Genomic DNA, 24,944 nt, shown 5'->3' with positions numbered 1-24,944 from the left:
CGTCCGGGAGGGGGACCCGCCACCGCGCCCGGTCCGGCCGTCCGCCCTTGTCCGCGGGCCCGCACGCGCACGCGCCCGCACGCGCGGAGTACGTCAGTCCCTCCGCTCCGGGCCTCGTGGCCCGGCCCCCGCCAGGCCGCCCCGGACGGGAGGGGACGGTCCGCAGCGCACCGCCACGCGCGCGTGGCCGGCCGTGTCCGCCCGCTCGCGCCCGTGCCCGTCACGATTCCGGGGCCGCTTCCTCCCCCCGGGGACGGGAGCGGCCCCGGGGGATGGGCCCCCGGCCCTACGTCCACCGTCCCGGGCGACGGCCGTCACAGGTCCGATCCGCGCTGTCACCCCTCGCCGGTACCGTGAGGACATGAGTCACGGCCCCCGGTCCGGCCTCGCCGCGGTGAGCTCCGCGCTGCTGGCCATGAGCAGGCACCTGGAGGTGCGCGACGTCCTCAAGACGATCGTCTCCTCCGCCCGCGAGCTGCTCGACGCCCAGTACGCCGCGCTCGGCGTCCCCGACGACCACGGCGGCTTCGCCCAGTTCGTCGTCGATGGCGTCAGCGACGAGCAGTGGAAGGCCATCGGCCCGCTGCCGCGTCAGCACGGCATCCTCGCCGCGATGCTGCACGAGGCCAGGGCCGAGCGCCTCGCCGACGTCCGCGAGGACCCCCGCTTCGAGGGCTGGCCGTCCGCCCATCCCGATCTCGCCGACTTCCTGGGCCTGCCCGTCCGCGACGGCGACGAGGTCCTCGGCGCCCTCTTCCTCGCCAACAAGAACTGCCCCAAGCCCCAGGGCGGCTGCGGCTTCACCGAGGAGGACGAGGACCTGCTCGGCATCCTCGCCCAGCACGCGGCGATCGCCCTCACCAACGCGCGCCTGTACGAGCGCAGCCGCGAGCTGACCATCGCCGAGGAGCGCTCCCGCCTCGCCCACGAGCTGCACGACGCGGTCAGCCAGAAGCTCTTCTCCCTGCGTCTGACCGCCCAGGCCGCGGCCCGTCTGGTGGACCGCGACCCCTCCCGCGCGAAGGGCGAGCTCCAGCAGGTCGCCGCACTCGCCGCGGAAGCCGCCGACGAACTGCGTGCCGCCGTCGTCGAGCTGCGTCCCGCCGCCCTCGACGAGGACGGCCTCGTCGCCACCCTGCGCACCCAGACCCAGGTCCTGGACCGCGCCCACAGCGCGCGCGTGACCTTCACCGGCCGCAACGTGCGCGCCCTGCCCGCCGCCCAGGAGGAAGCGCTGCTGCGCGTCGCCCAGGAAGCGCTGCACAACGCCCTGCGGCACTCCGGGGCGCGGCACGTCGACGTGACCCTGGACCGCCACGGCGCCGGTGCGCTCCTGCGGGTCACGGACGACGGCGGCGGCTTCGACCCGCAGGCGGTCCGCCGCGCGGGACGCCATCTGGGCCTGGTCTCCATGCGGGACCGGGCCAGCGGCGTCGGTGGCGCGCTGACCGTGGAATCGGCGCCCGGCAAGGGCACCACGATCGAGATGGAGGTTCCCGGTGGCTGACGCGATCAGGGTGCTGCTCGTCGACGACCACCAGGTGGTCCGCCGGGGCCTGCGCACCTTCCTGGAGGTGCAGGACGACATAGAGGTGGTGGGCGAGGCCGCGGACGGCGCCGAGGGAGTCGACCGCGCCGAGGAGCTGAAACCCGACGTGATCCTCATGGACGTCAAGATGCCGGGCATGGACGGCGTCGCGGCACTGCGCAGACTCCGTGAGCTGGAGAACCCCGCGCGCGTGCTGGTCGTCACCAGTTTCACCGAGCAGCGCACCGTCGTCCCGGCCCTGCGCGCGGGCGCCGCCGGGTACGTCTACAAGGACATCGACCCCGACGCGCTCGCCGGCGCCATCCGCTCCGTGCACGCCGGGCACGTCCTGCTCCAGCCCGAGGTCGCGAAGGCACTGCTGTCCCAGGAGGCGGGCACCACCGGCCAGAGCAGGGCGGGCACGCTCACGGACCGGGAGCGCGAGGTGCTCGGTCTGATAGCGGACGGCCGTTCCAACCGGGAGATCGCCCGTGCGCTGGTCCTCTCCGAGAAGACCGTGAAGACGCACGTCTCGAACATCCTGATGAAGCTCGACCTCGCGGACCGCACCCAGGCCGCCCTGTGGGCCGTACGGCACGGCCTGACCGGCTGACCGACCGGCTCGCCCGCCACTCACCGCCCACCGGCCACGGCGACCACGCCGACGCGACGCCGCGGCAGTACGGAGGGTTCCGCTCCGAGCCGAGATTCATACCGTCGTGGGAATGTCACCCGGATGGCGCATCCTCCGCGAACCCCGGCCGTTCTCCAGTGCGTGCTGCGGCGACTGCCGCAGCCGTCGCAAGGAGGGCTTGAAAGTGAAGAACCTGAAGAAGGCAGCCGCTGTGACGATGGTGACCGGTGGGCTGCTCGCCGCCGGTGCCGGGATGGCCTCCGCCACCGACGGCGCCGTCGCCCACGGCAAGGCCGAGGGCTCGCCGGGCGTCCTCTCCGGCAACCTCGTCCAGGTGCCGGTGCACGTCCCGGTGAACGCGGTCGGCAACAGCGTGAACGTCGTCGGTGTGCTGAACCCCGCCTTCGGCAACCTCGGCGTCAACCGCTGACCCGTCGCGGAGCCGCCGCGGACCACGGCCTCCCGGGCTCGCCCGGGAGGCCGGTCGTCAGGGTCCGGCGCCCCCGGCGTCAGGTTCCGGCGCCGGGAAACCCCGAGCACGGCCCCGCCACCGGATGCCGGCCACCCGTCACCGTGCCCCCCGCTCCCGTTCCTCCACGACGGAGTTGTACGCCGCCACCTGCGCCCGCCGAGCCGTCCGCTCCACCGGCCGCAAAGCGGCCGACCGCGCCGCCATCTCCGAGGCGCTGACCGCGCCCCCGTGTCCACTGCCGTGCGCCAGCGAGATCAGCGCCCCGACCCGTTGCGCCAGCTCCAGCACCCGCACCGCCCGCGGCGGATACCCCGGCGCCAGCACCTGACGCCCCGCTTCCGCCCGCGCCCGGTACGCCTCGATCGCCGCCTGCGCCACCGGCCCCGAAGCGGCCACGTCCAGCCGCGTCAGCACCTCGGTCGCCTCCCGCAGCGCCTCGGCCAGCTCCCGCTCCGCCTCCCCGAGCGAGGGCACGTCGGCGGGCGGCGCCTGCCGCACCGGTAGGCAGTGCCAGACGACCTCCACGTGCACATCGCCCTCGGGCCCGGCCTCGTACACCTCGGGTACCAGCCCGAGCGCGGTGCCGTGGCAGACCACCGCCTCCTCCGCCTCCAGCGCCCGCGCGTTGAACTCCGGCGGCCCGCTCAGCCCCAGCGGATGCCCCGGCGCGGGCAGCGCGACCCGCAGCCCGGTCGCGCCGAGCGTCCGCAACCGCCCCAGCGCGAGCGTGAGCCCGACCGGCGCCGACTCGCCCGGCAGCCCCTCCACCCGGTGCACCGCGTCCTCGCCCACGATCGCGAGCGCCGCGTCATCCGGAGCGACAAGTCCGGCGAGAAGGGCATTTCCCCAGGCGGCCAGTCGGCCTGAACGTGGTTCCGAGAGCATGCCCCCACCCTAAGGACCGGACCGATGGAACGGATAAGCCGACCGGTGGCGTAGATTCGTTGAGGGCCCCGCCCACCGGCGGGTCCACCGAGCCACAGGCGTACGCGACAGCCGAGACCGGCCACACTGCAAGGGGAGACAACGCGCTCATGAGCGATGTTCTGGAGCTTCAGAACGTATCCGTGGTCCGCGAGGGCCGGGCTCTGGTGGACCAGGTCTCCTGGTCGGTCAAGGAGGGCGAGCGCTGGGTCATCCTCGGCCCCAACGGCGCCGGCAAGACCACCCTCCTCAACGTCGCCTCCAGCTACCTCTACCCCACCACGGGCACCGCCACCATCCTCGGCGAGACCCTCGGCAGGCCCGGCACCGACGTCTTCGAACTGCGTCCGCGCATCGGCATGGCCGGCATCGCCATGGCCGACAAGCTCCCCAAGCGCCAGACCGTCCTGCAGACCGTCCTGACCGCCGCGTACGGCATGACCGCCACCTGGCGGGAGGACTACGAGGACATCGACGAACAGCGCGCCCGAGCCTTCCTCGACCGCCTCGGCATGTCCGACTACCTCGACCGCCGGTTCGGCACCCTCTCCGAGGGCGAGCGCAAGCGCACCCTCATCGCCCGCGCCCTGATGAGCGACCCCGAACTGCTGCTCCTCGACGAGCCCGCCGCCGGCCTCGACCTCGGCGGCCGCGAAGACCTCGTCCGCCGTCTCGGACGCCTCGCCCGCGACCCGATCGCCCCCTCGATGATCACGGTCACCCACCACGTTGAGGAGATCGCCCCCGGCTTCACCCACGTCCTGATGATCCGTCAGGGCAAGGTCCTCGCCGCCGGCCCGATCGAGCTCGAACTCACCTCCCGCAACCTCTCCCTCTGCTTCGGTCTGCCGCTCGTCGTCGAGCGGGTCGGGGACCGCTGGACCGCCCAGGGCCTCCCGCTGTCCTGACCCTTCCCGGTACCCGCCGACACCGCGCCGGTGCGCGGGCCGGATGCCGCCGTGAGCCGCACGGCGCCCTGTCCGCGCCCCGGCTCGCGGACCTACCATGACCATGTGACCAACATCGACGCATGGGTGTGGTGGCTCGTCGCCGCGGCAGCGCTCGGAATCCCGCTCGTCGTGACCGCGATGCCGGAGTTCGGGATGCTCGCCGTGGGCGCGGTCGCCGCCGCGGTCGCCTCCGGACTGGGCGCGGGCCTCGTGATCCAGGTCCTCGTCTTCGCCGTCGTCTCGGTCGCCCTCATCGCCGTCGTGCGGCCCATCGCCGCGCGGCACCACCGCCAGCGGCCCCAACTGGTCTCCGGTGTCGAGGCGTTGAAGGGCAGACAGGCCGTCGTCCTGGAGCGCGTCGACGGCTCCGGCGGCCGGATCAAGCTCGCCGGCGAAGTCTGGTCCGCGCGCGCCCTCGACACCGGCCGCGCCTACGAAGTGGGGCAGGAGGTGGACGTCGTGGACATCGAGGGGGCCACGGCGATCGTCCTGTGATCCCCCCTGACGCAAGTGGCGCGAACTCCCCCCAGGGCACGCGACGGTCTGTCAGACTCGACCAGCAAGATCTTCAACAGCCGTAAGATCGTGCACGATTCGCAAGAGCTGCCGAAAGCGCCGAGGGGCGAAGACGGAGAAGGGGACGGGGAACGACGATGCAACCGGTCATCATCGTCCTGATCATCCTGGTGGTGTTGGTCTTCATCGCCCTGATCAAGACGATCCAGGTCATCCCACAGGCCAGCGCCGCCATCGTCGAGCGCTTCGGCCGCTACACACGGACCCTGAACGCGGGCCTCAACATCGTCGTCCCGTTCATCGACACCATCCGCAACCGCATCGACCTGCGTGAACAGGTAGTCCCGTTCCCGCCGCAACCGGTGATCACCCAGGACAACCTGGTCGTCAACATCGACACCGTCATCTACTACCAGGTCACCGACGCCCGGGCCGCCACCTATGAGGTCGCCAGCTACATCCAGGCCATCGAACAGCTCACCGTCACCACGCTGCGCAACATCATCGGCGGCATGGACCTGGAACGGACCCTGACCTCCCGCGAGGAGATCAACGCGGCCCTGCGCGGCGTCCTCGACGAGGCCACCGGCAAGTGGGGCATCCGCGTCAACCGCGTCGAACTCAAGGCGATCGAGCCGCCCACCTCCATCCAGGACTCGATGGAGAAGCAGATGCGCGCCGACCGTGACAAGCGCGCCGCGATCCTCCAGGCCGAAGGTGTCCGGCAGTCCGAGATCCTGCGCGCCGAGGGCGAGAAGCAGTCCCAGATCCTGCGCGCCGAAGGTGAGGCCAAGGCCGCCGCGCTGCGCGCCGAGGGCGAGGCCCAAGCCGTCCGCACGGTCTTCGAGGCCATCCACGCCGGAGACCCGGACCAGAAGCTGCTCTCCTACCAGTACCTCCAGATGCTGCCGAAGATCGCCGAAGGCGACGCCAACAAGCTCTGGATCGTCCCCAGCGAGATCGGGGACGCACTCAAGGGCCTGTCCGGCGCCGTGGGCAACTTCGGCGCCATGGGCGGCGGTTCGGCCAACGGCGGCAACGGCAACAGCGGCACGGAACGCCGCGAGAAGCCGTCGATCGACTGACAGCCGCTCCCGGCACACGGTGCCCCGCGCCCTCCCGAGGGACGCGGGGCACCGCGCGACCGGCCCCCCCGCAGCCGATCAGCCCCTCAAGTCCTCGCGGCGCTCGTCACGCAGCGCCCAGAGCCAACCAGTCCGGCAGCGCCGAGAGGTCCTCCTGTCCCAGCGCCAGCAGCATCGCGTCCGCCGGCGTCGGCTCGAACGGCTGCCGCAGCAGCGTCATCCCCGCCTCCTCCGGCGTCCGGTCGGCCTTGCGGTGGTTGTCCTGCGCGCACGCGGCGACCGTGTTCAGCCACGTGTCCTGCCCACCCTGGGACCGCGGCACCACGTGGTCCACGGTCGTCGCGCGCCCGCCGCAGTACGCGCACCGGTGCCGGTCCCGGACCAGCACACCCCGCCTCGACCACGGCGCTCGTCTTCGGAACGGCACCCGTACGTACTGGCAGAGCCGGATCACCCGGGGCGCCGGTATGTCGACCGTCGCTCCCCGCATCCGCACTTCGGGGTGGGCCTGTTCGACGACGGCCTTGTCCTGAAGCACCAGAACGACGGCTCGGTTCAGCGTCACCGTCGACAGCGGCTCGAAGCTCGCGTTCAGCACCAGCGTGTCCCGCATACCAGCCCACCTCCCGTGTGCACCGGCCCACCCCCTGGCGGGCTGGGATCAACTCTGGCCGGGCACACCGGGAGGGACAACGCAATATCCGCTGCCCCCACGAGGGAACCCCGCCGCCCCCCGGCAACAAAAAAATGCCCGTCTCCGATCACTTCCAAGACCGGAGACGGGCAAACGTTCCGTGAACGCTCGGCCGATCAGCTGTGGGCGGGCACCTCGTACTCACCGATCAGCTGGGCCCGCGCGATCGTGTGGAACCGCAGGTTGAAACCCACGACCGCGGGCGTCGCGTCCGCGTCCGGCCCCAGCTTCTCCTGGTCCACGGCGTACACGGTGAAGACGTACCGGTGCGGGCCGTCGCCGGCCGGCGGCGCGGCACCGCCGAAGTCCTTGGTGCCGTAATCGTTGCGGACCTGGACGGCACCCTCCGGCAGCCCCTCGAACTTCCCGCTGCCCGCACCCGCCGGCAGCTCGGTCACCGAGGCCGGGATGTCGAACACCACCCAGTGCCAGAACCCGCTGCCCGTCGGGGCGTCCGGGTCGTAGCAGGTCACGGCGAAGCTCTTGGTCTCGGCCGGGAAGCCTTCCCACCGCAGCTGCGGCGAGGTGTTGCCCTCCGCGTAGACCTGAGCGTCCTTGAGCCTCGCGCCCTCCTCGACGTCCTCGCTCGTCACCGTGAACGACGGCACGGGCGGATGGAAGTCATGGGGGAGCGGCGGCCTCTTCAGCTCGGTCACCTCGGTACCTCCTGATCGGTTCCTGGGGGGATTCCCGATTCCGCCGATCGGCGGAATCGGTAGTTCCCGAGCCTAGAACCAGTTGCGCTTGCTGCCGACCTCGGACAGCCACTGGTTCAGGTACGCCGCCCAGTCGGTCGCCTGGTAGTCGTTCAGCCCCACCTGGAACGACCGGAACGTGTCGCTCCCCTCGCTGAACAGCCCCGGCTTCTTGTCCATCTCCAGGACGACGTCCATGGCGTGCTCGTCGGCCACGAAGCTCAGTTCCACCTGGTTCAGCCCCCGGTACTGCTGCGGCGGGAGGAACTCGATCTCCTGGTAGAACGGCAGCTTCTGCCGCGTGCCCCGGATGTGGCCGCGCTCCAGGTCCGCGTTCTTGAACCGGAAGCCCAGCTGGACGAAGGCGTCCAGGATCGCCTTCTGCACCGGCAACGGGTGCACGTTGATCGGGTCCAGGTCGCCGGAGTCCACGGCCCGCGCGATCGCCAGCTCCGTGGTCACACCGATGTTCATCCCGCGCAGCGGCTGTCCGTCGATCATCGTGATCGGCGTCTCCCACGGGATCTCCAACCCGAACGGCACCGCGTGCACGGCGTTCGCCTGGAGCTCGAAAGCACCGCCGAGCTGCACCTTCGTGAACTCGATGTCCTGCTTGTACTCCTGGTCGCCGCTCTCCACCTCGACCTTGGCCTGCAGCCCGACCGAGAGCGTCTCGATCTGCTGGTTGACGGACCCGCCCTGGATCCGCACCTCACCCTGGACGACACCGCCGGGAACGACGTTGACCTCGTTCAGCACCGTCTCGACCGAAGCCCCGCCGGCTCCCAGGCTCGCGAGCAGCTTCTTGAACGCCATGTCTCTCCCTTATCAGTGGACGGCTGGTCACCGCGGACATCTGTCCCCTAGGAACGCGATCCGGCCGTGCCCGGTTCCGCTTCCCGCCCGGCAAGGCGGGGGGTCGCCTGTCCCCCGGTGCGGCACTCGTCTGCAGTACGCTCGTACGGCATGATCGCGACGCCTGACCGTACGCCCCTGCCCAGGAGCTTCTTCGACCGGCCCGTCCTCGACGTCGCCCCCGACCTCCTGGGCCGCGTCCTCGTCCGCAGCACCCCCGACGGTCCGATCGCTCTCCGCCTGACCGAGGTCGAGGCCTACGACGGCCCGAACGACCCCGGTTCCCACGCCTACCGCGGTCGCACGGCCCGCAACGCGGTGATGTTCGGCCCTCCCGGACACGTGTACGTCTACTTCACCTACGGCATGTGGTTCTGCATGAACCTCGTGTGCGGTCCCGAAGGCCGGGCGAGCGGCGTTCTGCTCCGTGCCGGCGAAATCATCGAGGGCGCCGAACTGGCCCGCACCCGTCGGCTCTCGGCCCGCAACGACAAGGAACTGGCCAAAGGTCCCGCCCGTCTCGCCACCGCCCTGGACGTGGACCGGACCTTGGACGGCGCGGACGCCTGTTCCGCCGAGGACGCTCCCCTGAGCATCTTCACCGGCGCCCCCGCACCGCGCGACCAGGTCAGCAGCGGCCCGCGCACCGGAGTGGCCGGCGAGGGCGGCGTCCACCCCTGGCGCTTCTGGATCACCGACGACCCGACGGTGAGTCCATATCGCCCCCACACCCCGAGGCGCCGCCGCAGTTGACACGCCGACGCAGGATGCGTAGTGTATTCCGAGCCGCTGAACCGGGTACGGCAATCGCCTGCAGCCGAAGCGGCCAACCCACTACCTACGACTCTCCCTCGACGGGGATGAATTCGGCGTGTCCGCATGCCTGAATTCGGACTCGCAGGACTCGATTATGAGTCCGCAGGGAGATCGGCTAACGTAGTGAATGTCGAAAGGCCGACGGGCGGAAGTCCGGAAGCCTCAGACGACTCCCGCTGACTGGGAATCAGGCCCGAAAGGATCTGATAAAGTCGGGATCGCCGGAAAGGGAAACGCGGAAGCGGGAACCTGGAAAGCACCGAGGAAATCGGATCGGGAAACGATCTGATAGAGTCGGAGACACCGAAGGGAAGCGCCCGGAGGAAAGCCCGAGAGGGTGAGTACGAAGGAAGCGTCCGTTCCTTGAGAACTCAACAGCGTGCCAAAAGTCAACGCCAGATATGTTGATGCCCCGTCCGTCGGATCTTTCCGATGGTCGAGGTTCCTTTGAAAAATCACAGCGAGGATGCTGTGTGCGGGAGGATTATTCCTCCTCTCGCACCGCTCTCGTGTGTGTCGCCCCGAGTACGGGGAAGCATTCACGGAGAGTTTGATCCTGGCTCAGGACGAACGCTGGCGGCGTGCTTAACACATGCAAGTCGAACGATGAAGCCCCTTCGGGGGTGGATTAGTGGCGAACGGGTGAGTAACACGTGGGCAATCTGCCCTGCACTCTGGGACAAGCCCTGGAAACGGGGTCTAATACCGGATACGAGTTTCACGGGCATCCGTGAGGCTGGAAAGCTCCGGCGGTGCAGGATGAGCCCGCGGCCTATCAGCTTGTTGGTGAGGTAATGGCTCACCAAGGCGACGACGGGTAGCCGGCCTGAGAGGGCGACCGGCCACACTGGGACTGAGACACGGCCCAGACTCCTACGGGAGGCAGCAGTGGGGAATATTGCACAATGGGCGCAAGCCTGATGCAGCGACGCCGCGTGAGGGATGACGGCCTTCGGGTTGTAAACCTCTTTCAGCAGGGAAGAAGCGCAAGTGACGGTACCTGCAGAAGAAGCGCCGGCTAACTACGTGCCAGCAGCCGCGGTAATACGTAGGGCGCGAGCGTTGTCCGGAATTATTGGGCGTAAAGAGCTCGTAGGCGGCTTGTCGCGTCGGTTGTGAAAGCCCGGGGCTTAACCCCGGGTCTGCAGTCGATACGGGCAGGCTAGAGTTCGGTAGGGGAGATCGGAATTCCTGGTGTAGCGGTGAAATGCGCAGATATCAGGAGGAACACCGGTGGCGAAGGCGGATCTCTGGGCCGATACTGACGCTGAGGAGCGAAAGCGTGGGGAGCGAACAGGATTAGATACCCTGGTAGTCCACGCCGTAAACGGTGGGCACTAGGTGTGGGCGACATTCCACGTCGTCCGTGCCGCAGCTAACGCATTAAGTGCCCCGCCTGGGGAGTACGGCCGCAAGGCTAAAACTCAAAGGAATTGACGGGGGCCCGCACAAGCGGCGGAGCATGTGGCTTAATTCGACGCAACGCGAAGAACCTTACCAAGGCTTGACATACACCGGAAAACCCTGGAGACAGGGTCCCCCTTGTGGTCGGTGTACAGGTGGTGCATGGCTGTCGTCAGCTCGTGTCGTGAGATGTTGGGTTAAGTCCCGCAACGAGCGCAACCCTTGTCCCGTGTTGCCAGCAGGCCCTTGTGGTGCTGGGGACTCACGGGAGACCGCCGGGGTCAACTCGGAGGAAGGTGGGGACGACGTCAAGTCATCATGCCCCTTATGTCTTGGGCTGCACACGTGCTACAATGGCCGGTACAATGAGCTGCGATACCGTGAGGTGGAGCGAATCTCAAAAAGCCGGTCTCAGTTCGGATTGGGGTCTGCAACTCGACCCCATGAAGTCGGAGTCGCTAGTAATCGCAGATCAGCATTGCTGCGGTGAATACGTTCCCGGGCCTTGTACACACCGCCCGTCACGTCACGAAAGTCGGTAACACCCGAAGCCGGTGGCCTAACCCCTTGTGGGAGGGAGCTGTCGAAGGTGGGACTGGCGATTGGGACGAAGTCGTAACAAGGTAGCCGTACCGGAAGGTGCGGCTGGATCACCTCCTTTCTAAGGAGCACTTCTTACTCGGACTTGTCCGGGTCAGAGGCCAGCATGCGAGCGAACGTCTCGCACTGGTTGCTCATGGGTGGAACGTTGACTACTCGGCACACTTCGGATGATGAGAGCGCTAGTACTGCTTCGGCGTGGAACGTGGTTCTTGTCAGCGAGGGGTGTCGGGCACGCTGTTGGGTGTCTGAGGGTTCGGCCGCAAGGTCGCCTTCAGTCGCCGGCCCCGGTAAAGGTCTGCTTCGGCGGGTTGTGACGGGTGGCTGGTCGTTGTTTGAGAACTGCACAGTGGACGCGAGCATCTGTGGCCAAGTTTTTAAGGGCGCACGGTGGATGCCTTGGCACCAGGAACCGATGAAGGACGTGGGAGGCCGCGATAGGCCCCGGGGAGTCGTCAACCAGGCTTTGATCCGGGGGTGTCCGAATGGGGAAACCCGGCAGTCGTCATGGGCTGTCACCCGCTGCTGAACACATAGGCAGTGTGGAGGGAACGCGGGGAAGTGAAACATCTCAGTACCCGCAGGAAGAGAAAACAACCGTGATTCCGGGAGTAGTGGCGAGCGAAACCGGATGAGGCCAAACCGTATGCGTGTGAGACCCGGCAGGGGTTGCGTATGCGGGGTTGTGGGATCTCTCTTTCACGGTCTGCCGGCCGTGAGACGAGTGAGAAACCGTTGATGTAGGCGAAGGACATGCGAAAGGTCCGGCGTAGAGGGTAAGACCCCCGTAGTCGAAACGTCAGCGGCTCGTTTGAGAGACACCCAAGTAGCACGGGGCCCGAGAAATCCCGTGTGAATCTGGCGGGACCACCCGCTAAGCCTAAATATTCCCTGGTGACCGATAGCGGATAGTACCGTGAGGGAATGGTGAAAAGTACCCCGGGAGGGGAGTGAAATAGTACCTGAAACCGTGTGCCTACAAGCCGTGGGAGCGTCGGAGTGGAGCTTGCTTCACTCTCGTGACTGCGTGCCTTTTGAAGAATGAGCCTGCGAGTTTGCGGTGTGTTGCAAGGTTAACCCGGGTGGGGTAGCCGTAGCGAAAGCGAGTCCGAATAGGGCGGTGGAGTAGCACGCTCAAGACCCGAAGCGGAGTGATCTAGCCATGGGCAGGTTGAAGCGGAGGTAAGACTTCGTGGAGGACCGAACCCACCAGGGTTGAAAACCTGGGGGATGACCTGTGGTTAGGGGTGAAAGGCCAATCAAACTCCGTGATAGCTGGTTCTCCCCGAAATGCATTTAGGTGCAGCGTCGTGTGTTTCTTGCCGGAGGTAGAGCACTGGATAGGCGATGGGCCCTACCGGGTTACTGACCTTAGCCAAACTCCGAATGCCGGTAAGTGAGAGCGCGGCAGTGAGACTGTGGGGGATAAGCTCCATGGTCGAGAGGGAAACAGCCCAGAGCATCGACTAAGGCCCCTAAGCGTACGCTAAGTGGGAAAGGATGTGGAGTCGCAGAGACAACCAGGAGGTTGGCTTAGAAGCAGCCACCCTTGAAAGAGTGCGTAATAGCTCACTGGTCTAGTGATTCCGCGCCGACAATGTAGCGGGGCTCAAGCGTACCGCCGAAGTCGTGTCATTGCAGCATACGGGCCAACGCCTGCTGTGATGGGTAGGGGAGCGTCGTCTGCCGGGTGAAGCAGCACCGGAAGGTAGTTGTGGACGGTTGACGAGTGAGAATGCAGGCATGAGTAGCGATTCACACGTGAGAAACGTGTGCGCCGATTGACTAAGGGTTCCTGGGTCAAGCTGATCTGCCCAGGGTAAGTCGGGACCTAAGGCGAGGCCGACAGGCGTAGTCGATGGATAACCGGTTGATATTCCGGTACCCGCTGTGAAGCGTCAAACATCGAATCCAGTGATGCTAAGCCCGTGAAGCCGTCGGCCGAGTCTTCGGACGAGGTCGGAGTGGTGGAGCCGGTGGCCCGAGCTGGTAGTAGGTGAGTGATGGGGTGACGCAGGAAGGTAGTCCATCCCGGGCGGTGGTTGTCCCGGGGTAAGGGTGTAGGCCGTGCGGTAGGTAAATCCGTCGCACATGGGGCTGAGACCTGATGCCGAGCCGATTGTGGTGAAGTGGATGATCCTATGCTGTCGAGAAAAGCCTCTAGCGAGTTTCATGGCGGCCCGTACCCTAAACCGACTCAGGTGGTCAGGTAGAGAATACCGAGGCGTTCGGGTGAACTATGGTTAAGGAACTCGGCAAAATGCCCCCGTAACTTCGGGAGAAGGGGGGCCACGTCTGGTGAAGGCACGTGCTGCCGGAGCTGGGTGTGGCCGCAGAGACCAGCGAGAAGCGACTGTTTACTAAAAACACAGGTCCGTGCGAAGCCGTAAGGCGATGTATACGGACTGACGCCTGCCCGGTGCTGGAACGTTAAGGGGACCGGTTAGCTTGGATTCGTCCAGGCGAAGCTGAGAACTTAAGCGCCAGTAAACGGCGGTGGTAACTATAACCATCCTAAGGTAGCGAAATTCCTTGTCGGGTAAGTTCCGACCTGCACGAATGGCGTAACGACTTCTCGACTGTCTCAACCATAGGCCCGGTGAAATTGCACTACGAGTAAAGATGCTCGTTTCGCGCAGCAGGACGGAAAGACCCCGGGACCTTTACTACAGTTTGATATTGGTGTTCGGTTCGGCTTGTGTAGGATAGCTGGGAGACTGTGAAGTTCCAACGCCAGTTGGGGTGGAGTCGTCGTTGAAATACCAGTCTGGTCGTGCTGGATGTCTAACCTGGGTCCGTGATCCGGATCAGGGACAGTGTCTGATGGGTAGTTTAACTGGGGCGGTTGCCTCCTAAAGGGTAACGGAGGCGCCCAAAGGTTCCCTCAGCCTGGTTGGTAATCAGGTGTTGAGTGTAAGTGCACAAGGGAGCTTGACTGTGAGACCGACGGGTCGAGCAGGGACGAAAGTCGGGACTAGTGATCCGGCGGTGGCTTGTGGAAGCGCCGTCGCTCAACGGATAAAAGGTACCCCGGGGATAACAGGCTGATCTTCCCCAAGAGTCCATATCGACGGGATGGTTTGGCACCTCGATGTCGGCTCGTCGCATCCTGGGGCTGGAGTCGGTCCCAAGGGTTGGGCTGTTCGCCCATTAAAGCGGTACGCGAGCTGGGTTTAGAACGTCGTGAGACAGTTCGGTCCCTATCCGCTGTGCGCGTAGGAGTCTTGAGAAGGGCTGTCCCTAGTACGAGAGGACCGGGACGGACGAACCTCTGGTGTGCCAGTTGTTCTGCCAAGGGCATGGCTGGTTGGCTACGTTCGGGAGGGATAACCGCTGAAAGCATCTAAGCGGGAAGCCTGCTTCGAGATGAGGACTCCCACCCACTTGATGGGGTAAGGCTCCCAGTAGACGACTGGGTTGATAGGCCGGATCTGGAAGCACCGTGAGGTGTGGAGGTGACCGGTACTAATAGGCCGAGGGCTTGTCCTCAGTTGCTCGCGTCCACTGTGTTAGTTCTGAGACAACGAACAGTTGTCGGCTTTGAGTAGAACAAACAATTGAAGAGTGTGCTTGTTCGCTCGAAACCATTAGGGTTTCGGTGGTTATAGCGTAGGGGAAACGCCCGGTTACATTCCGAACCCGGAAGCTAAGCTCTACAGCGCCGATGGTACTGCAGGGGGGACCCTGTGGGAGAGTAGGACGCCGCCGAACAATTATTGGAGGACCCCTGGTCGCCAGCGTACAGCTGGGACCAGGGGTCCTTTTGTTTTTCCAGAGCGCGCTGGGTACCCGGCTGCGCGAGAATTAACTGTGGTACCGAAGACAGGAGTCACCGATGTCCACCAACTCTCCCGACGACCGACCGGAGCGCGACCAGCGGCGACGGGACAGTGGTGACCGTTCTGACCGCGGTGGCTACCGAGGCGGACCCCGGCATGGCAACGACCGTGGGGACCGTGCGGAGCGCGGAGAAGGCAACCGGGGCGGCTACCGGCGCGACGACCGTGACCGGGGCGGCTACGGTCACCGTGACGACCGGCGTGACGATCGCGACCGGGGCTTCCGCCGGGACGGAGACCGCCCCCCCTTCCGCCGCGATGACCGACCCGACCGCAACGATCGGGGCGACCGACCGGAACGCGGCGGCTTCCGGCGTGACGACAGCAGGGGTGAACGGGGCGGCTTTGGCCGCCGTGACGACCGCCGTGACGATCCCAGGGATGACCGCCGGGGAGAGCGTCGGGACGGGGACCGTTTCGGGCATCGGCGTGACGACGACCGGGGAGCGCGTGGGGAGCGCGCCGGCTTCGGCCGCCGTGACGATCGTGCCGAGCGGGGTGGGTTCCGCGGGCGGGACGACCAGCGTGGCGACCGCCGCGACGACCGCCGTGACGACCGCCGGGGCGGCGAGCGTGGTGACCGTGAGGGGTTCCGTCGCGATGACCGTGGTGACCGTGGTGGGTTCCGCGGGCGGGACGACCAGCGTGGCGACCGTGGCGGGTTCCGCCGTGACGACCGGCGCGATGACCGTGGTGACCGTGGTGGGTTCCGCGGGCGGGACGACCAGCGTGGCGACCGTGGCGGGTTCCGCCGTGACGACCGGCGCGATGACCGTGGTGACCGTGGCGGGTTCCGCCGTGACGACCGGCGCGATGACCGTGGTGACCGTGGTGGGTTCCGCGGGCGGGACGACCAGCGTGGCGACCGTGGCGGGTTCCGCCGTGACGACCGGCGCGATGACCGTGGTAACCGTGGTGGGTTCCGCGGGCGGGACGACCAGCGTGGCGACCGCGGCGGATTCCGCCGTGACGATCGTGGACGCGATGAGCGCGGACGCGGCAGTTACGGCCGGCGGGACGACCGCGGCCGGGACGACCGGCGTGGAGGAGGCCGGTTCCGGGACGAGCGGGACCGGGAGCCGATCAAGCGGCTGCCGATTCCCGAGGACGTCACGGGCAACGAGATCGACAAGGACGTACGGCAGGAGCTGCAGAGCCTGCCCAAGACGCTCGCGGACGACGTCGCCAGGAACCTGGTGATGGTGGCCCGGCTGATCGACGAGGACCCCGAGGCGGCGTACGGCTACTCCAAGGTGGCCCTGCGGCTGGCTTCGCGGGTCGCCGCCGTGCGGGAGGCCGCCGGATTCGCGGCGTACGCGAACCAGAAGTACAGCGAGGCGCTGGCCGAGTTCCGGGCCGCGCGGCGGATGACCGGCGGCGTGGACCTGTGGCCGCTCATGGCCGACTGCGAGCGCGGGCTCGGGCGGCCGGAGAAGGCGCTGGAGATGGCCGGTGCGCCCGAGGTGCACAAGCTGGACAAGGCCGGGCAGGTCGAGATGCGGCTCGTCGCGGCCGGCGCCCGGCGTGACATGGGGCAGCTGGACGCGGCCATCGTGACGCTGCAGAGCCCCGAGCTGGCCTCCAACGCCGTGCAGCCGTGGACCGCTCGGCTGCGGTACGCGTACGCCGACGCGTTGCTGGCCGCCGGGCGGGAGAGCGAGGCGCGGGAGTGGTTCGCCAAGGCCGTGGAGTCCGACCGCGACGGCAGCACCGACGCCTCCGACCGGCTGGCCGAGCTGGACGGTGTCGAGTTCGTCGACGCGCTCGACGAGGAGGCCGCGGAGGGGGAGCCGGCGGACGGTCCCGGCACCGACGACCGCGACTGACGGCGGGTGTCCGACGAGTGAGGGGGCGGGATCCGCGCGCGGATCCCGCCCCCTCGGCATGTCCGGGGGCCGACGGCGTGTCAGAGGTCCAGGGCGCGCAGGACCAGGCCGGAGGCCGGTTTCGGGCCGAAGGAGGTGGACTTGCGGGGCATGGTGACGCCTTGGCGGGCGAGGTCGCGGACGACGTCCTCGCGGACCGGGTGCATCAGGACCGCCGTGCCGCCGTCGCGTTCCGCCTTGGCCACGGTCGCGGCGGTGTCGTGGATGTAGGCGATGTGGGCCGGGGAGTCCTCGGGGACGCGCCAGACGTGGGGGAGGAGCGTGGCGTGCAGGACCGCGGCGTCCAGGGCGCGCCAGGCCTCCGGGCGGTCGGCGGGGACCGTGCGGGCCAGCAGGGCCGGGTCCGGGCGGTCGACGAGGTGGAAGGCGCCGTCGCCGGCGAGGAGGAAGGCGTTGCCCGCTCGGGCCGCCCCGGCGAGCGCCGTCAGGGCTTCGTCCAGGGGGACGGTGAGGCGACGGACGCGGAAGTGGCCTTTCAGGGCCGTCAGCGCGTCCGCCACGGGCAGGCCGTGCAGGAGTCGGTGGATGGCGCGGACGCGCAGGGGATAGCGGGCCGTGTCGACCAGGAGGACCAGGCCGTGGTCCCAGGGGCTGGGGGAGGGATGCTCCGCGCGGAGCCTGCGGTAGGTGGCCCAGCGGTGGTGGCCGTCGGCGATCAGCACCTGCTGCCGGGCCAGGTCGGCCTGGGCGCGGGCCACGTCGCCGGGGTCGGTGACGGCCCACAGGCGGTGGCGGAAACCGTCGTCCGTGGTGGTCGACAAAAGGGGCGGCCGAGCGGTGGTGCGCTCGATGAGGGCGGCCGTCGCGGCGGTCGTGGTGTCGCCGCGGTAGGTCAGGAGGAGGGGCTCCAGGTTCGCCGAGGTGGCGCGCATGAGGGCCGCTCGGTCGGCGACGACGTGCGGCATGACGTCCTCGTGCGGCAGGACGAGCTTCTCGGCGGGATCCGACACGCGCAGGGCGCCGATGATGCCGCGTTGCAGCAGTCCCGCGCCGTCGCGCTGCTCGTAGACGTACAGGCCCGGTTCGGGGTCGTCGGCCAGGATGCCCTCGGCCCGCCAGCGGCGCAGGGTGCGGCCTGCTTGTTCGTTGCGGGCGGCGGGGGTGGCGGCCTGCGGCAGGATCAGGCGGACGATGTTGTGCGGATCGGCTGATTCGAGCTGGTGCAGGCCGTCGGGGCGGACCACGACGTCGTACGGCGGGGAGGTCACGGCGGCCAGGCTGCCGACCCGGTCGGGGTCGTAGCGAAGGCCCCGGAACGGGATGAGTTCCAGGCCCTGGTGCGCCGTTGTCTCCGAGTGACCTGCTGTGTTCGTCCCGGCGTCCATCCCGGCATCGTACGTGTGCCGGTGGCATGGGGGATCATCGGGGAAAGCCGTCGAACGAGGAGCGATGCGAAATGAGCCGGAGTGTCAGGACGAGGCCCGAGGGCAGCGGGCAGGCCCTGAGCGATGCGTACGACACGGCGCTGCTCGACCTGGACGGTGTCGTGTACGCGGGCGGGAACGCGATCGCGCACGCCGTCGACTCGCTCGCCGAGGCCCGCGCGGGCGGCATGCACTTGGCGTACGTCACCAACAACGCGCTGCGCACCCCGGACGCGGTGGCCGCGCACCTGACCGAGCTGGGCATACCGACGGGGGCGGACGACGTCATCACCTCGGCGCAGGCGGTGGCGCGGCTGATCGCCGAGCAGGTGCCGGCGGGGGCGCGCGTGCTGGTGATCGGCGGGGAGGGGCTGCGGGTGGCGCTGCGCGAGCGAGGACTGGAACCCGTGGAGTCCGCGGACGACGACCCGGCGGCGGTGGTGCAGGGGTACGGCGGACCCGAACTGCCGTGGGGGCGGTTCGCGGAGGCGTGCTACGCCATCGCGCGGGGCGTGCCGTGGTACGCGTCCAACACGGACCTGACGATTCCCGGTGCGCGGGGCATCGCGCCGGGCAACGGGGCGGCGGTGGAGGTCGTGCGGATCGCCACCGGCGCCACGCCGCAGGTCGCGGGCAAGCCGCTGCCGCCGATGCACCGGGAGACGATCCTGCGGACGGGGGCGCGGCGGCCCCTGGTGGTGGGGGACCGGCTGGACACCGACATCGAGGGCGCGTTCAACGGGGACGTGGACTCCCTGCTCGTGCTGACCGGTGTGACCGACGGGGCCCGGCTGCTGGCCGCGCCGCCGCAGCACCGGCCGACGTACGTCGACGCCGATCTGCGGGGGCTGCTCACCGGGCAGCCGGAGGTCACCGGGGCGGCGGACGGCGGGTTCCGCTGCGGTGGCTGGACGGCGGCGGCCGGAGCGGGACGGCTGGAGCTCGAGGGAGACGGTGAGGCCCTGGACGGGTTGCGTGCGCTGTGCGCGGCGGCCTGGACCGCGGCCGGGGAGGACGTGTGCACGCTGGAGGCGGGGAAGGCGCTGGCGCGGCTGGGGCTCTGAATCCGGTACGGGACCGGTGCGAGGGGTGCCGTGGGGAGGCGGATGGACGTACGGTTCTCGGGCGGGCGCCACAGGGCGGGACGCCTCGGGGATCGTGATCGAATGCGAGGGTAGGCTAACCTAACCGCGTGTTGGTCGACAGTCCTCCCGAACAGCGCGCGGAAACCGCCCCCGCGCCCCCGAGACGCCGGGCGATACGTGCCTTTGGGCTGCTCGTCTCCGTGGCGGTCCTGGTTCTCGTCGTCATGCTGAGCATCGCCGTCGGCGCGAAGGACCTCTCCCTCGAACAGGTCTGGCACGGCCTGTTCCACGCCTCGGGGGACTACGGCGACGTCGTGGTGGACGAGCGGCTGTCGAGGACCGTCCTCGGACTCCTCGCCGGTGCCGCGCTCGGCCTGTCCGGCGCGGTGCTGCAGGCGCTGACCCGCAATCCGCTGGCCGATCCCGGGCTGCTGGGCCTCAACGCGGGCGCGTCCGCCGCGGTGGTCACCGCCATCTCGTTCCTCGGGGTCACCTCGCTCACGGGATACGTGTGGTTCGCGTTCCTGGGAGCGGCGGCCGTCGGGGCGCTGGTGTGGTTCCTCGGCGGCAGCCGGGGGGCGACGCCGGTGCGGCTCGCGCTCGCCGGTACGGCGATCAGCGCCGCGCTCTTCGGCTACCTCCAGGCCGTGATGATCCTGGACGACGCGGCGCTGGGCGCGATGCGCTTCTGGACGGTCGGTTCGCTGTCCTCGGCGACCGACGAGACCATCCTGCGGGTGCTGCCCTTCTTCGTGGCCGGCACCGTCCTGGCGCTCGCCCTGGCCCGGCCGCTGAACGCCATGGAGATGGGTGACGACACCGCCAAGGCGCTCGGCGCCGACCTGAACCGCACCCGGGCGCTGGCCATGCTCGCCGCGACCGTGCTGTGCGGGGCGGCGACCGCCGCCTGCGGGCCGATCGTGTTCGTCGGGCTGATGGTGCCGCACGTCGTCCGCTCCTTCACCGGGCCCGACCTGCGCTGGATCCTGCCGTACGCCACGATCCTGTCGCCCGTGCTGCTGCTCGGCGCCGACATCCTCGGACGGATCGCCGCGCGGCCCGCCGAGCTCCAGGTCGGCATCGTGACCGCCGTCATCGGCGGCCCGGTGTTCATCTTTCTCGTACGACGGCGGAGGACGGCCCAGCTGTGAAGACCAACCGTGCCGTGCGGACCCCGGGTGGCCTCTCGCTCCGTCTCGACGTCCGCGCCGTGACCGTCGTCGTCCTGCTGCTGACCGCCGCGCTCGCCGTGAGCGTGGTGCTGATCGGCACCGGCGACTTCCCGATCCCGGCCGCCGACGTGCTGAAGACCCTCGTCGGCCAGGGGAACCCCGGCCAGGAGTTCATCGTCAACGAGCTGCGGCTGCCCCGCGTCCTGACGGGCCTGCTGGTCGGTGCCTCGCTGGGGCTGGGCGGTGCGCTGTTCCAGGCCATCTCCCGCAACCCGCTGGGCAGCCCGGACGTGCTCGGTCTCGGGCAGGGCGCGACGGCCGGCGCCCTCACGGTGATCGTGCTGCTGTCCGGGGGCGCGGCCCAGGTGACGGCCGGCGCGCTCGCCGGCGGCCTGGTGACCGGCCTCGCCATCTACGTGCTCGCCTGGAAGCGGGGCGTGCACGGTTACCGGCTGGTGCTGGTCGGTATCGGCGTGAACGCGATCGTGACGGCGATCAACGGCTATCTGCTCACCAAGGCGGACATCGTCGACGCCACCCGCGCGGTGGTGTGGATGACCGGATCCCTCAGCGGCCGCGGCTGGGACCAGGTGTGGCCGCTGCTCGTGCTGTGCGCCGTCCTCGTGCCGCTGGTCCTCCTCAACGCGCGCGGGCTGCGGATGATGGAGATGGGCGACGACATCTCCAACGCCCTCGGCGTGCGCGTCGAGCGGGTGAGGATGCTGCTGCTGGTCGCCGCCGTGCTGCTCACCGCGTCCGCCACCGCCGCCGCCGGACCGGTCAGCTTCGTCGCGCTCACCGCGCCGCAGCTCGCCCGGCGCCTGACCCGTTCGCCCGGCCCGAACCTGCTGCCGTCCCTGTGCATGGGCGCCGCCCTGCTGGTCACCGCCGACTGGGTTTCGCAGCGGGCCTTCGGTGCCGACCAGTTGCCGGTGGGCGTGGTCACCGGCGTCCTCGGCGGGGCCTACCTGCTGTGGCTGCTGGTCACCGAGCGCAGGAAGGGCCGGATATGAGCGCCGGCCCCAGCGTCAGCAGCGGGCCGAACCACCAAAGGAGCACCGTGAACCGTCTGTCCGCCGAGAACGTCACCCTCGCCTACGACCAGCGCGTCATCGCCGAGCAGCTGTCGGTGGAGATACCCGACAACTCCTTCACCGTGATCGTCGGCCCCAACGCGTGCGGCAAGTCGACGCTGCTGCGGGCCCTGTCGCGGATGCTCAAGCCCAGCCAGGGCCGGGTGCTGCTCGACGGGCAGGTCATCCAGTCGATGCCCGCGAAGAAGGTCGCGCGCACCCTCGGCCTGCTGCCGCAGTCGTCGATCGCGCCCGACGGGATCACCGTCTCCGACCTCGTCGGCCGGGGCCGCTACCCGCACCAGGGCGTCCTGCGCCAGTGGTCCGCCGAGGACGAGCGGGTCGTGCAGGAGTCCATGCGGCAGACCGGGGTCGCCGAACTCGCCGACCGGTACGTCGACGAGCTCTCCGGCGGTCAGCGGCAGCGTGTGTGGATCGCGATGGCGCTCGCCCAGCAGACGCCGCTGCTGCTGCTGGACGAGCCGACGACGTACCTCGACATCCAGCACCAGATCGACGTGCTGGACCTGTGCGCGGAACTCCACGAGGAGCAGGGGCGCACCCTGGTCGCCGTCCTGCACGACCTCAACCACGCCGCCCGCTACGCCACCCACCTCATCGCCCTGCGCGGCGGCAGGGTGATCGCCCAGGGCGCGCCGAACGACATCGTCACGGCCGAGCTGGTCGAGGAGGTCTTCGGGCTGCGCTGCCAGGTCATCGACGACCCCGAGACGGGGACGCCGCTGATCGTTCCGGCGGCGCGCAAGGCGCGGCAGGGGGCGGGCACCGGTTCCGGGGAGCCGGCGGCTACAAAAGCCTCCTGAGGCGGAACAGGTCGCGCAGGCCGGCCTCCAGCCTCACCCGGCCCGAACCCCACGCCTTGGCGAAGTCCAGTTCGCCGCCGACCAGCGCCAGCAGGTCGTCGCCGGTCAGGGCCAGCCTGATCCGGGCCTTGTCGCGCGGCGGCCCGGGGAAGGTGTCGTCGACCCGGATCCGGCCGTCCACGAGGCGGCCGGCGAAGGTGACGTCGAGGTCCGTGACGTGGCAGCTCACCGAGCGGTCCAGGGCCGCGGCCGCGCGGACGTCCCCCTCGGCATTCCGCATGTTGTCCGAGAGCGTCTCGAGTGCGGCGCGGCACTCCTCGATCGTGGCCATCGCGACCGACGGTACCCCAGCGGTTCGGGGTAGCGTCAGGGCATGGACGACGCAGTTGACCCGGCCGAGGCGGCGGGAACGGAGCCGGAGGCGGAGCACGCCCCCGCCGGCCCCGCCCCGCTGCACGTCCCCCGCGCGCCCACCGGCGACGCCGAGGTGGACGCCCACCTGGAGCGGCTGGCCGACGCCGACCACCTCGCCACGGACGGCCACGCCGAGGTGTACGAGGATGTACACCGGGGGCTGCGCGACGCGCTCGCCGCGCTCGACGCCCGCCCGGGACCTCCGGATCCCACCGGTCACCCGGCCACCACCCCCGAACGAGGCCCTTCGGGCCACGATCCCGATTCGACGCACGACCGCAGGAGCTGAACCGAACGTGGCAGGAGTCGCACGCCGCCGTCTCGACGCGGAGCTGGTCCGCCGGAAGCTCGCGCGCTCGCGCGAGCACGCCAGCCAGCTGATCGCCGCCGGGCGGGTCACCGTGGGCAGGACCGTCGCGACCAAGCCGGCCACGCAGGTGGAGACCGCGGCGGCGATCGTCGTCGCGCGGGACGACAGCGACCCGGAGTACGTCTCCCGCGGCGGGCACAAGCTCGCCGGGGCGCTGAAGGCGTTCGTGCCGCGGGGCCTGGCCGTCCAGGGGCGGCGGGCACTGGACGCCGGGGCCTCCACCGGTGGCTTCACCGACGTCCTGCTGCGCGCGGGCGCCGCGCACGTCGTCGCCGTCGACGTCGGGTACGGGCAGCTGGCCTGGTCGCTGCAGAGCGATGAGCGCGTCACCGTCAAGGACCGCACCAACGTGCGCGAACTGACGCTGGAGGCGATCGACGGGGAGCCCGTGGACCTCGTCGTGGGGGACCTGTCCTTCATCCCCCTGGGACTGGTGCTGCCCGCCCTCGTGCGGTGCGCGAGGCCGGACGCCGATCTGGTGATGATGGTCAAGCCCCAGTTCGAGGTGGGGAAGGAGCGGCTGGGCAGCGGGGGAGTCGTCCGCAGCCCCGAGCTGCGGGCCGAGGCCGTGCGGGGCGTCGCCGGCAAGGCGTGGGAACTGGGGCTCGGCGTGCAGGGCGTCACCGCCAGTCCGCTGCCCGGCCCCTCCGGCAACGTCGAGTACTTTCTGTGGCTGCGGGCCGGGGCACCGGAGGCGGACCCGGCCGACATCGACCGTGCAGTGGCGGAGGGGCCGCGTTGACACAGAACCGAGCTCGTACTGTTTTCCTGCTGGCCCACACCGGGCGGCCCGCCGCCGTGCGCAGCGCCGAACTGGTGGTCAAGGGGCTGTTGCGCTCCGGGCTGGGCGTGCGCGTCCTGGAGGCGGAGGCGTGCGACCTGCCGCTGCCGAACGAGGTGGAGCTGGTCAAGGAGGCCACGCCGGAGAGCCTGGACGGGTGCGAGCTGCTCATCGTGCTGGGCGGTGACGGCACCCTGCTGCGCGGCGCCGAGTTCGCCCGCGCCTCCGGGGTGCCGATGCTCGGGGTCAACCTCGGACGCGTCGGCTTCCTCGCGGAGGCCGAGCGGGACGACCTCGACCAGGTCGTCGAGCGGGTGGTGAGCCGGGCGTACGAGGTCGAGGAGCGGATGACCGTCGACGTCGTCGTCCACCGCAACGGGGACGTCGTGCACACCGACTGGGCGCTGAACGAGGCGGCCGTGCAGAAGGTGTCCGCGGAGCGGATGCTCGAAGTGGTGCTGGAGATCGACGGGCGGCCGGTGACCGGGTTCGGCTGCGACGGGATCGTGTGCGCGACGCCGACCGGGTCGACCGCCTACGCCTTCTCGGCGGGCGGGCCCGTGGTGTGGCCGGAGGTCGAGGCGCTGCTGATGGTGCCGATCAGCGCGCACGCCCTGTTCGCCAAGCCGCTGGTGACGTCGCCGGACTCGGTGCTGGCGGTGGAGGTGCTGCCGCACATCCCGCCGGGGGTGCTGTGGTGCGACGGGCGGCGGACGGTGGAGCTGCCGGCCGGGGCGCGGGTGGAGGTGCGGCGGGGGGCGGTGCCGGTGCGGCTGGCCCGGCTGCACCACGCCTCCTTCACGGACCGGCTGGTGGCGAAGTTCGCGCTGCCGGTGTCCGGATGGCGCGGGGCACCGCACCAGGCGTGACCCGCGGCGTCCCGCCTCCCGCGGGTGGGGGAGGCGGCGTGTCCGGAACCCCTTCCGGACACGAGCGGAGCGCTCCCGCGGCAGCGGGAACGCT

Annotated in this window: 20 protein-coding genes, 3 rRNA genes and 2 pseudogenes; 19 read left to right on the top strand and 6 right to left on the bottom strand. The window is 69.3% G+C overall.

The features are described 5' to 3' along the window. Window positions 1-361 precede the first annotated feature (361 nt). The 3 genes from ACSU6Z_RS05745 to chpE all read left to right on the top strand — a co-directional run bounded on the left by ACSU6Z_RS05745 (window position 362) and on the right by chpE (window position 2,592). Window positions 362-1,507, top strand: coding sequence for a GAF domain-containing sensor histidine kinase (locus ACSU6Z_RS05745; RefSeq protein ID WP_437043488.1), 1,146 nt, complete (start codon window positions 362-364; stop codon window positions 1,505-1,507). Continuing rightward, window positions 1,500-2,141, top strand: coding sequence for a response regulator (locus ACSU6Z_RS05740; RefSeq protein WP_437043486.1), 642 nt, complete (start codon window positions 1,500-1,502; stop codon window positions 2,139-2,141). Before ACSU6Z_RS05745 ends, ACSU6Z_RS05740 begins: the two co-directional genes overlap by 8 nt. Before the next feature lie 205 nt (window positions 2,142-2,346). Next, a complete protein-coding gene (gene chpE / locus ACSU6Z_RS05735) occupies window positions 2,347-2,592 on the top strand; it encodes a chaplin ChpE (RefSeq protein ID WP_437043484.1) in 246 nt (81 codons plus the stop codon). A 138-nt stretch (window positions 2,593-2,730) separates the two neighbouring features. Here chpE and ACSU6Z_RS05730 read toward each other — a convergent pair whose 3' ends face one another. Further along, window positions 2,731-3,519, bottom strand: a complete 789-nt coding sequence (locus ACSU6Z_RS05730) for a hypothetical protein (protein ID WP_437043482.1) — start codon at window positions 3,517-3,519, stop codon at window positions 2,731-2,733. Window positions 3,520-3,668: 149 nt separating this feature from the next. Between ACSU6Z_RS05730 and ACSU6Z_RS05725 the strand changes: the two are divergent. The 3 genes and pseudogenes from ACSU6Z_RS05725 to ACSU6Z_RS05715 form a co-directional block, all read left to right on the top strand. Beyond that, window positions 3,669-4,199: pseudogene (locus ACSU6Z_RS05725) on the top strand (ABC transporter ATP-binding protein); the annotation flags it as partial. A gap of 372 nt (window positions 4,200-4,571) precedes the next feature. Beyond that, window positions 4,572-5,003, top strand: a complete 432-nt coding sequence (locus ACSU6Z_RS05720) for an NfeD family protein (RefSeq protein WP_437043480.1) — start codon at window positions 4,572-4,574, stop codon at window positions 5,001-5,003. A 158-nt stretch (window positions 5,004-5,161) separates the two neighbouring features. Further along, window positions 5,162-6,109, top strand: a complete 948-nt coding sequence (locus ACSU6Z_RS05715; RefSeq protein ID WP_437043478.1) for an SPFH domain-containing protein — start codon at window positions 5,162-5,164, stop codon at window positions 6,107-6,109. Between the two features lie 106 nt (window positions 6,110-6,215). On the opposite strand, the gene ACSU6Z_RS05710 is transcribed toward ACSU6Z_RS05715, so the two are convergent. The 3 genes from ACSU6Z_RS05710 to ACSU6Z_RS05700 all read right to left on the bottom strand — a co-directional run bounded on the left by ACSU6Z_RS05710 (window position 6,216) and on the right by ACSU6Z_RS05700 (window position 8,314). Beyond that, window positions 6,216-6,722 (bottom strand): HNH endonuclease, encoded by a 507-nt coding sequence (locus ACSU6Z_RS05710; protein WP_437043476.1) that lies wholly within the window; start codon window positions 6,720-6,722, stop codon window positions 6,216-6,218. A gap of 197 nt (window positions 6,723-6,919) precedes the next feature. Then, window positions 6,920-7,459 (bottom strand): YbhB/YbcL family Raf kinase inhibitor-like protein, encoded by a 540-nt coding sequence (locus ACSU6Z_RS05705; protein ID WP_437043474.1) that lies wholly within the window; start codon window positions 7,457-7,459, stop codon window positions 6,920-6,922. Between the two features lie 72 nt (window positions 7,460-7,531). Then, window positions 7,532-8,314 (bottom strand): sporulation protein, encoded by a 783-nt coding sequence (locus ACSU6Z_RS05700; protein ID WP_437043472.1) that lies wholly within the window; start codon window positions 8,312-8,314, stop codon window positions 7,532-7,534. 150 nt (window positions 8,315-8,464) lie between these two features. On the opposite strand from ACSU6Z_RS05700, the gene ACSU6Z_RS05695 reads away from it, so the two are divergent. The 6 genes and pseudogenes from ACSU6Z_RS05695 to ACSU6Z_RS05670 all read left to right on the top strand — a co-directional run bounded on the left by ACSU6Z_RS05695 (window position 8,465) and on the right by ACSU6Z_RS05670 (window position 16,838). Next, complete coding sequence (locus tag ACSU6Z_RS05695; RefSeq protein WP_437043470.1) at window positions 8,465-9,106, top strand: DNA-3-methyladenine glycosylase; 642 nt, start codon at window positions 8,465-8,467, stop codon at window positions 9,104-9,106. Between the two features lie 601 nt (window positions 9,107-9,707). Beyond that, a 16S ribosomal RNA gene (locus tag ACSU6Z_RS05690) occupies window positions 9,708-11,234 on the top strand. A gap of 306 nt (window positions 11,235-11,540) precedes the next feature. Beyond that, a 23S ribosomal RNA gene (locus tag ACSU6Z_RS05685) occupies window positions 11,541-14,662 on the top strand. Between the two features lie 105 nt (window positions 14,663-14,767). Beyond that, window positions 14,768-14,884 (top strand): 5S ribosomal RNA (gene rrf, locus ACSU6Z_RS05680). Together the 16S, 23S and 5S rRNA genes form the textbook arrangement of a ribosomal RNA operon. Before the next feature lie 124 nt (window positions 14,885-15,008). After that, window positions 15,009-16,088, top strand: a pseudogene (locus tag ACSU6Z_RS05675) (hypothetical protein); the annotation flags it as partial. A 15-nt stretch (window positions 16,089-16,103) separates the two neighbouring features. Next, complete coding sequence (locus ACSU6Z_RS05670; protein WP_437050193.1) at window positions 16,104-16,838, top strand: tetratricopeptide repeat protein; 735 nt, start codon at window positions 16,104-16,106, stop codon at window positions 16,836-16,838. An 80-nt stretch (window positions 16,839-16,918) separates the two neighbouring features. Here ACSU6Z_RS05670 and ACSU6Z_RS05665 read toward each other — a convergent pair whose 3' ends face one another. Continuing rightward, window positions 16,919-18,223 (bottom strand): DUF1015 family protein, encoded by a 1,305-nt coding sequence (locus tag ACSU6Z_RS05665; RefSeq protein WP_437043468.1) that lies wholly within the window; start codon window positions 18,221-18,223, stop codon window positions 16,919-16,921. Window positions 18,224-18,294: 71 nt separating this feature from the next. Here ACSU6Z_RS05665 and ACSU6Z_RS05660 point away from each other — a divergent pair, with 71 nt between their 5' ends. The 4 genes from ACSU6Z_RS05660 to ACSU6Z_RS05645 all read left to right on the top strand — a co-directional run bounded on the left by ACSU6Z_RS05660 (window position 18,295) and on the right by ACSU6Z_RS05645 (window position 22,416). Next, the gene (locus ACSU6Z_RS05660; RefSeq protein WP_437043466.1) at window positions 18,295-19,326 is read left to right on the top strand and encodes an HAD hydrolase-like protein; all 1,032 of its coding nucleotides are present in this window, start codon (window positions 18,295-18,297) and stop codon (window positions 19,324-19,326) included. Between the two features lie 128 nt (window positions 19,327-19,454). Then, window positions 19,455-20,498 carry a FecCD family ABC transporter permease gene (locus ACSU6Z_RS05655; RefSeq protein WP_437043464.1) on the top strand — a complete coding sequence of 348 codons (1,044 nt, stop codon included), beginning with the start codon at window positions 19,455-19,457 and terminating at the stop codon, window positions 20,496-20,498. Next, window positions 20,495-21,532 (top strand): FecCD family ABC transporter permease, encoded by a 1,038-nt coding sequence (locus tag ACSU6Z_RS05650; protein ID WP_437043462.1) that lies wholly within the window; start codon window positions 20,495-20,497, stop codon window positions 21,530-21,532. The genes ACSU6Z_RS05655 and ACSU6Z_RS05650 overlap by 4 nt, the downstream gene beginning before the upstream one ends. Beyond that, window positions 21,529-22,416 carry an ABC transporter ATP-binding protein gene (locus ACSU6Z_RS05645; RefSeq protein ID WP_437043460.1) on the top strand — a complete coding sequence of 296 codons (888 nt, stop codon included), beginning with the start codon at window positions 21,529-21,531 and terminating at the stop codon, window positions 22,414-22,416. The genes ACSU6Z_RS05650 and ACSU6Z_RS05645 overlap by 4 nt, the downstream gene beginning before the upstream one ends. On the opposite strand, the gene ACSU6Z_RS05640 is transcribed toward ACSU6Z_RS05645, so the two are convergent. Beyond that, window positions 22,400-22,747: a sterol-binding protein gene (locus ACSU6Z_RS05640; RefSeq protein WP_437043458.1), complete on the bottom strand. Its 348-nt coding sequence runs from the start codon at window positions 22,745-22,747 to the stop codon at window positions 22,400-22,402. The two genes, ACSU6Z_RS05645 and ACSU6Z_RS05640, sit on opposite strands and share 17 nt — an antisense overlap. Before the next feature lie 42 nt (window positions 22,748-22,789). Between ACSU6Z_RS05640 and ACSU6Z_RS05635 the strand changes: the two genes are divergently transcribed. From ACSU6Z_RS05635 to ACSU6Z_RS05625, 3 genes are read left to right on the top strand one after another with little or no spacing between them, the layout of a single operon-like run. After that, the gene (locus ACSU6Z_RS05635) at window positions 22,790-23,119 is read left to right on the top strand and encodes a hypothetical protein (RefSeq protein ID WP_437043456.1); all 330 of its coding nucleotides are present in this window, start codon (window positions 22,790-22,792) and stop codon (window positions 23,117-23,119) included. A gap of 7 nt (window positions 23,120-23,126) precedes the next feature. Next, a complete protein-coding gene (locus tag ACSU6Z_RS05630) occupies window positions 23,127-23,942 on the top strand; it encodes a TlyA family RNA methyltransferase (RefSeq protein ID WP_437043454.1) in 816 nt (271 codons plus the stop codon). Next, window positions 23,939-24,850, top strand: coding sequence for an NAD kinase (locus ACSU6Z_RS05625; protein WP_437043452.1), 912 nt, complete (start codon window positions 23,939-23,941; stop codon window positions 24,848-24,850). The genes ACSU6Z_RS05630 and ACSU6Z_RS05625 overlap by 4 nt, the downstream gene beginning before the upstream one ends. The last annotated feature ends 94 nt before the right edge of the window (window positions 24,851-24,944 follow it).

The sequence above is a fragment of the Streptomyces sp. enrichment culture genome, assembly GCF_964273145.1.
GTDB lineage: Bacteria > Actinomycetota > Actinomycetes > Streptomycetales > Streptomycetaceae > Streptomyces.
Note: the sequence above shows the minus strand (reverse complement) of the source record. Positions and strands in the feature narration are given on the sequence as shown.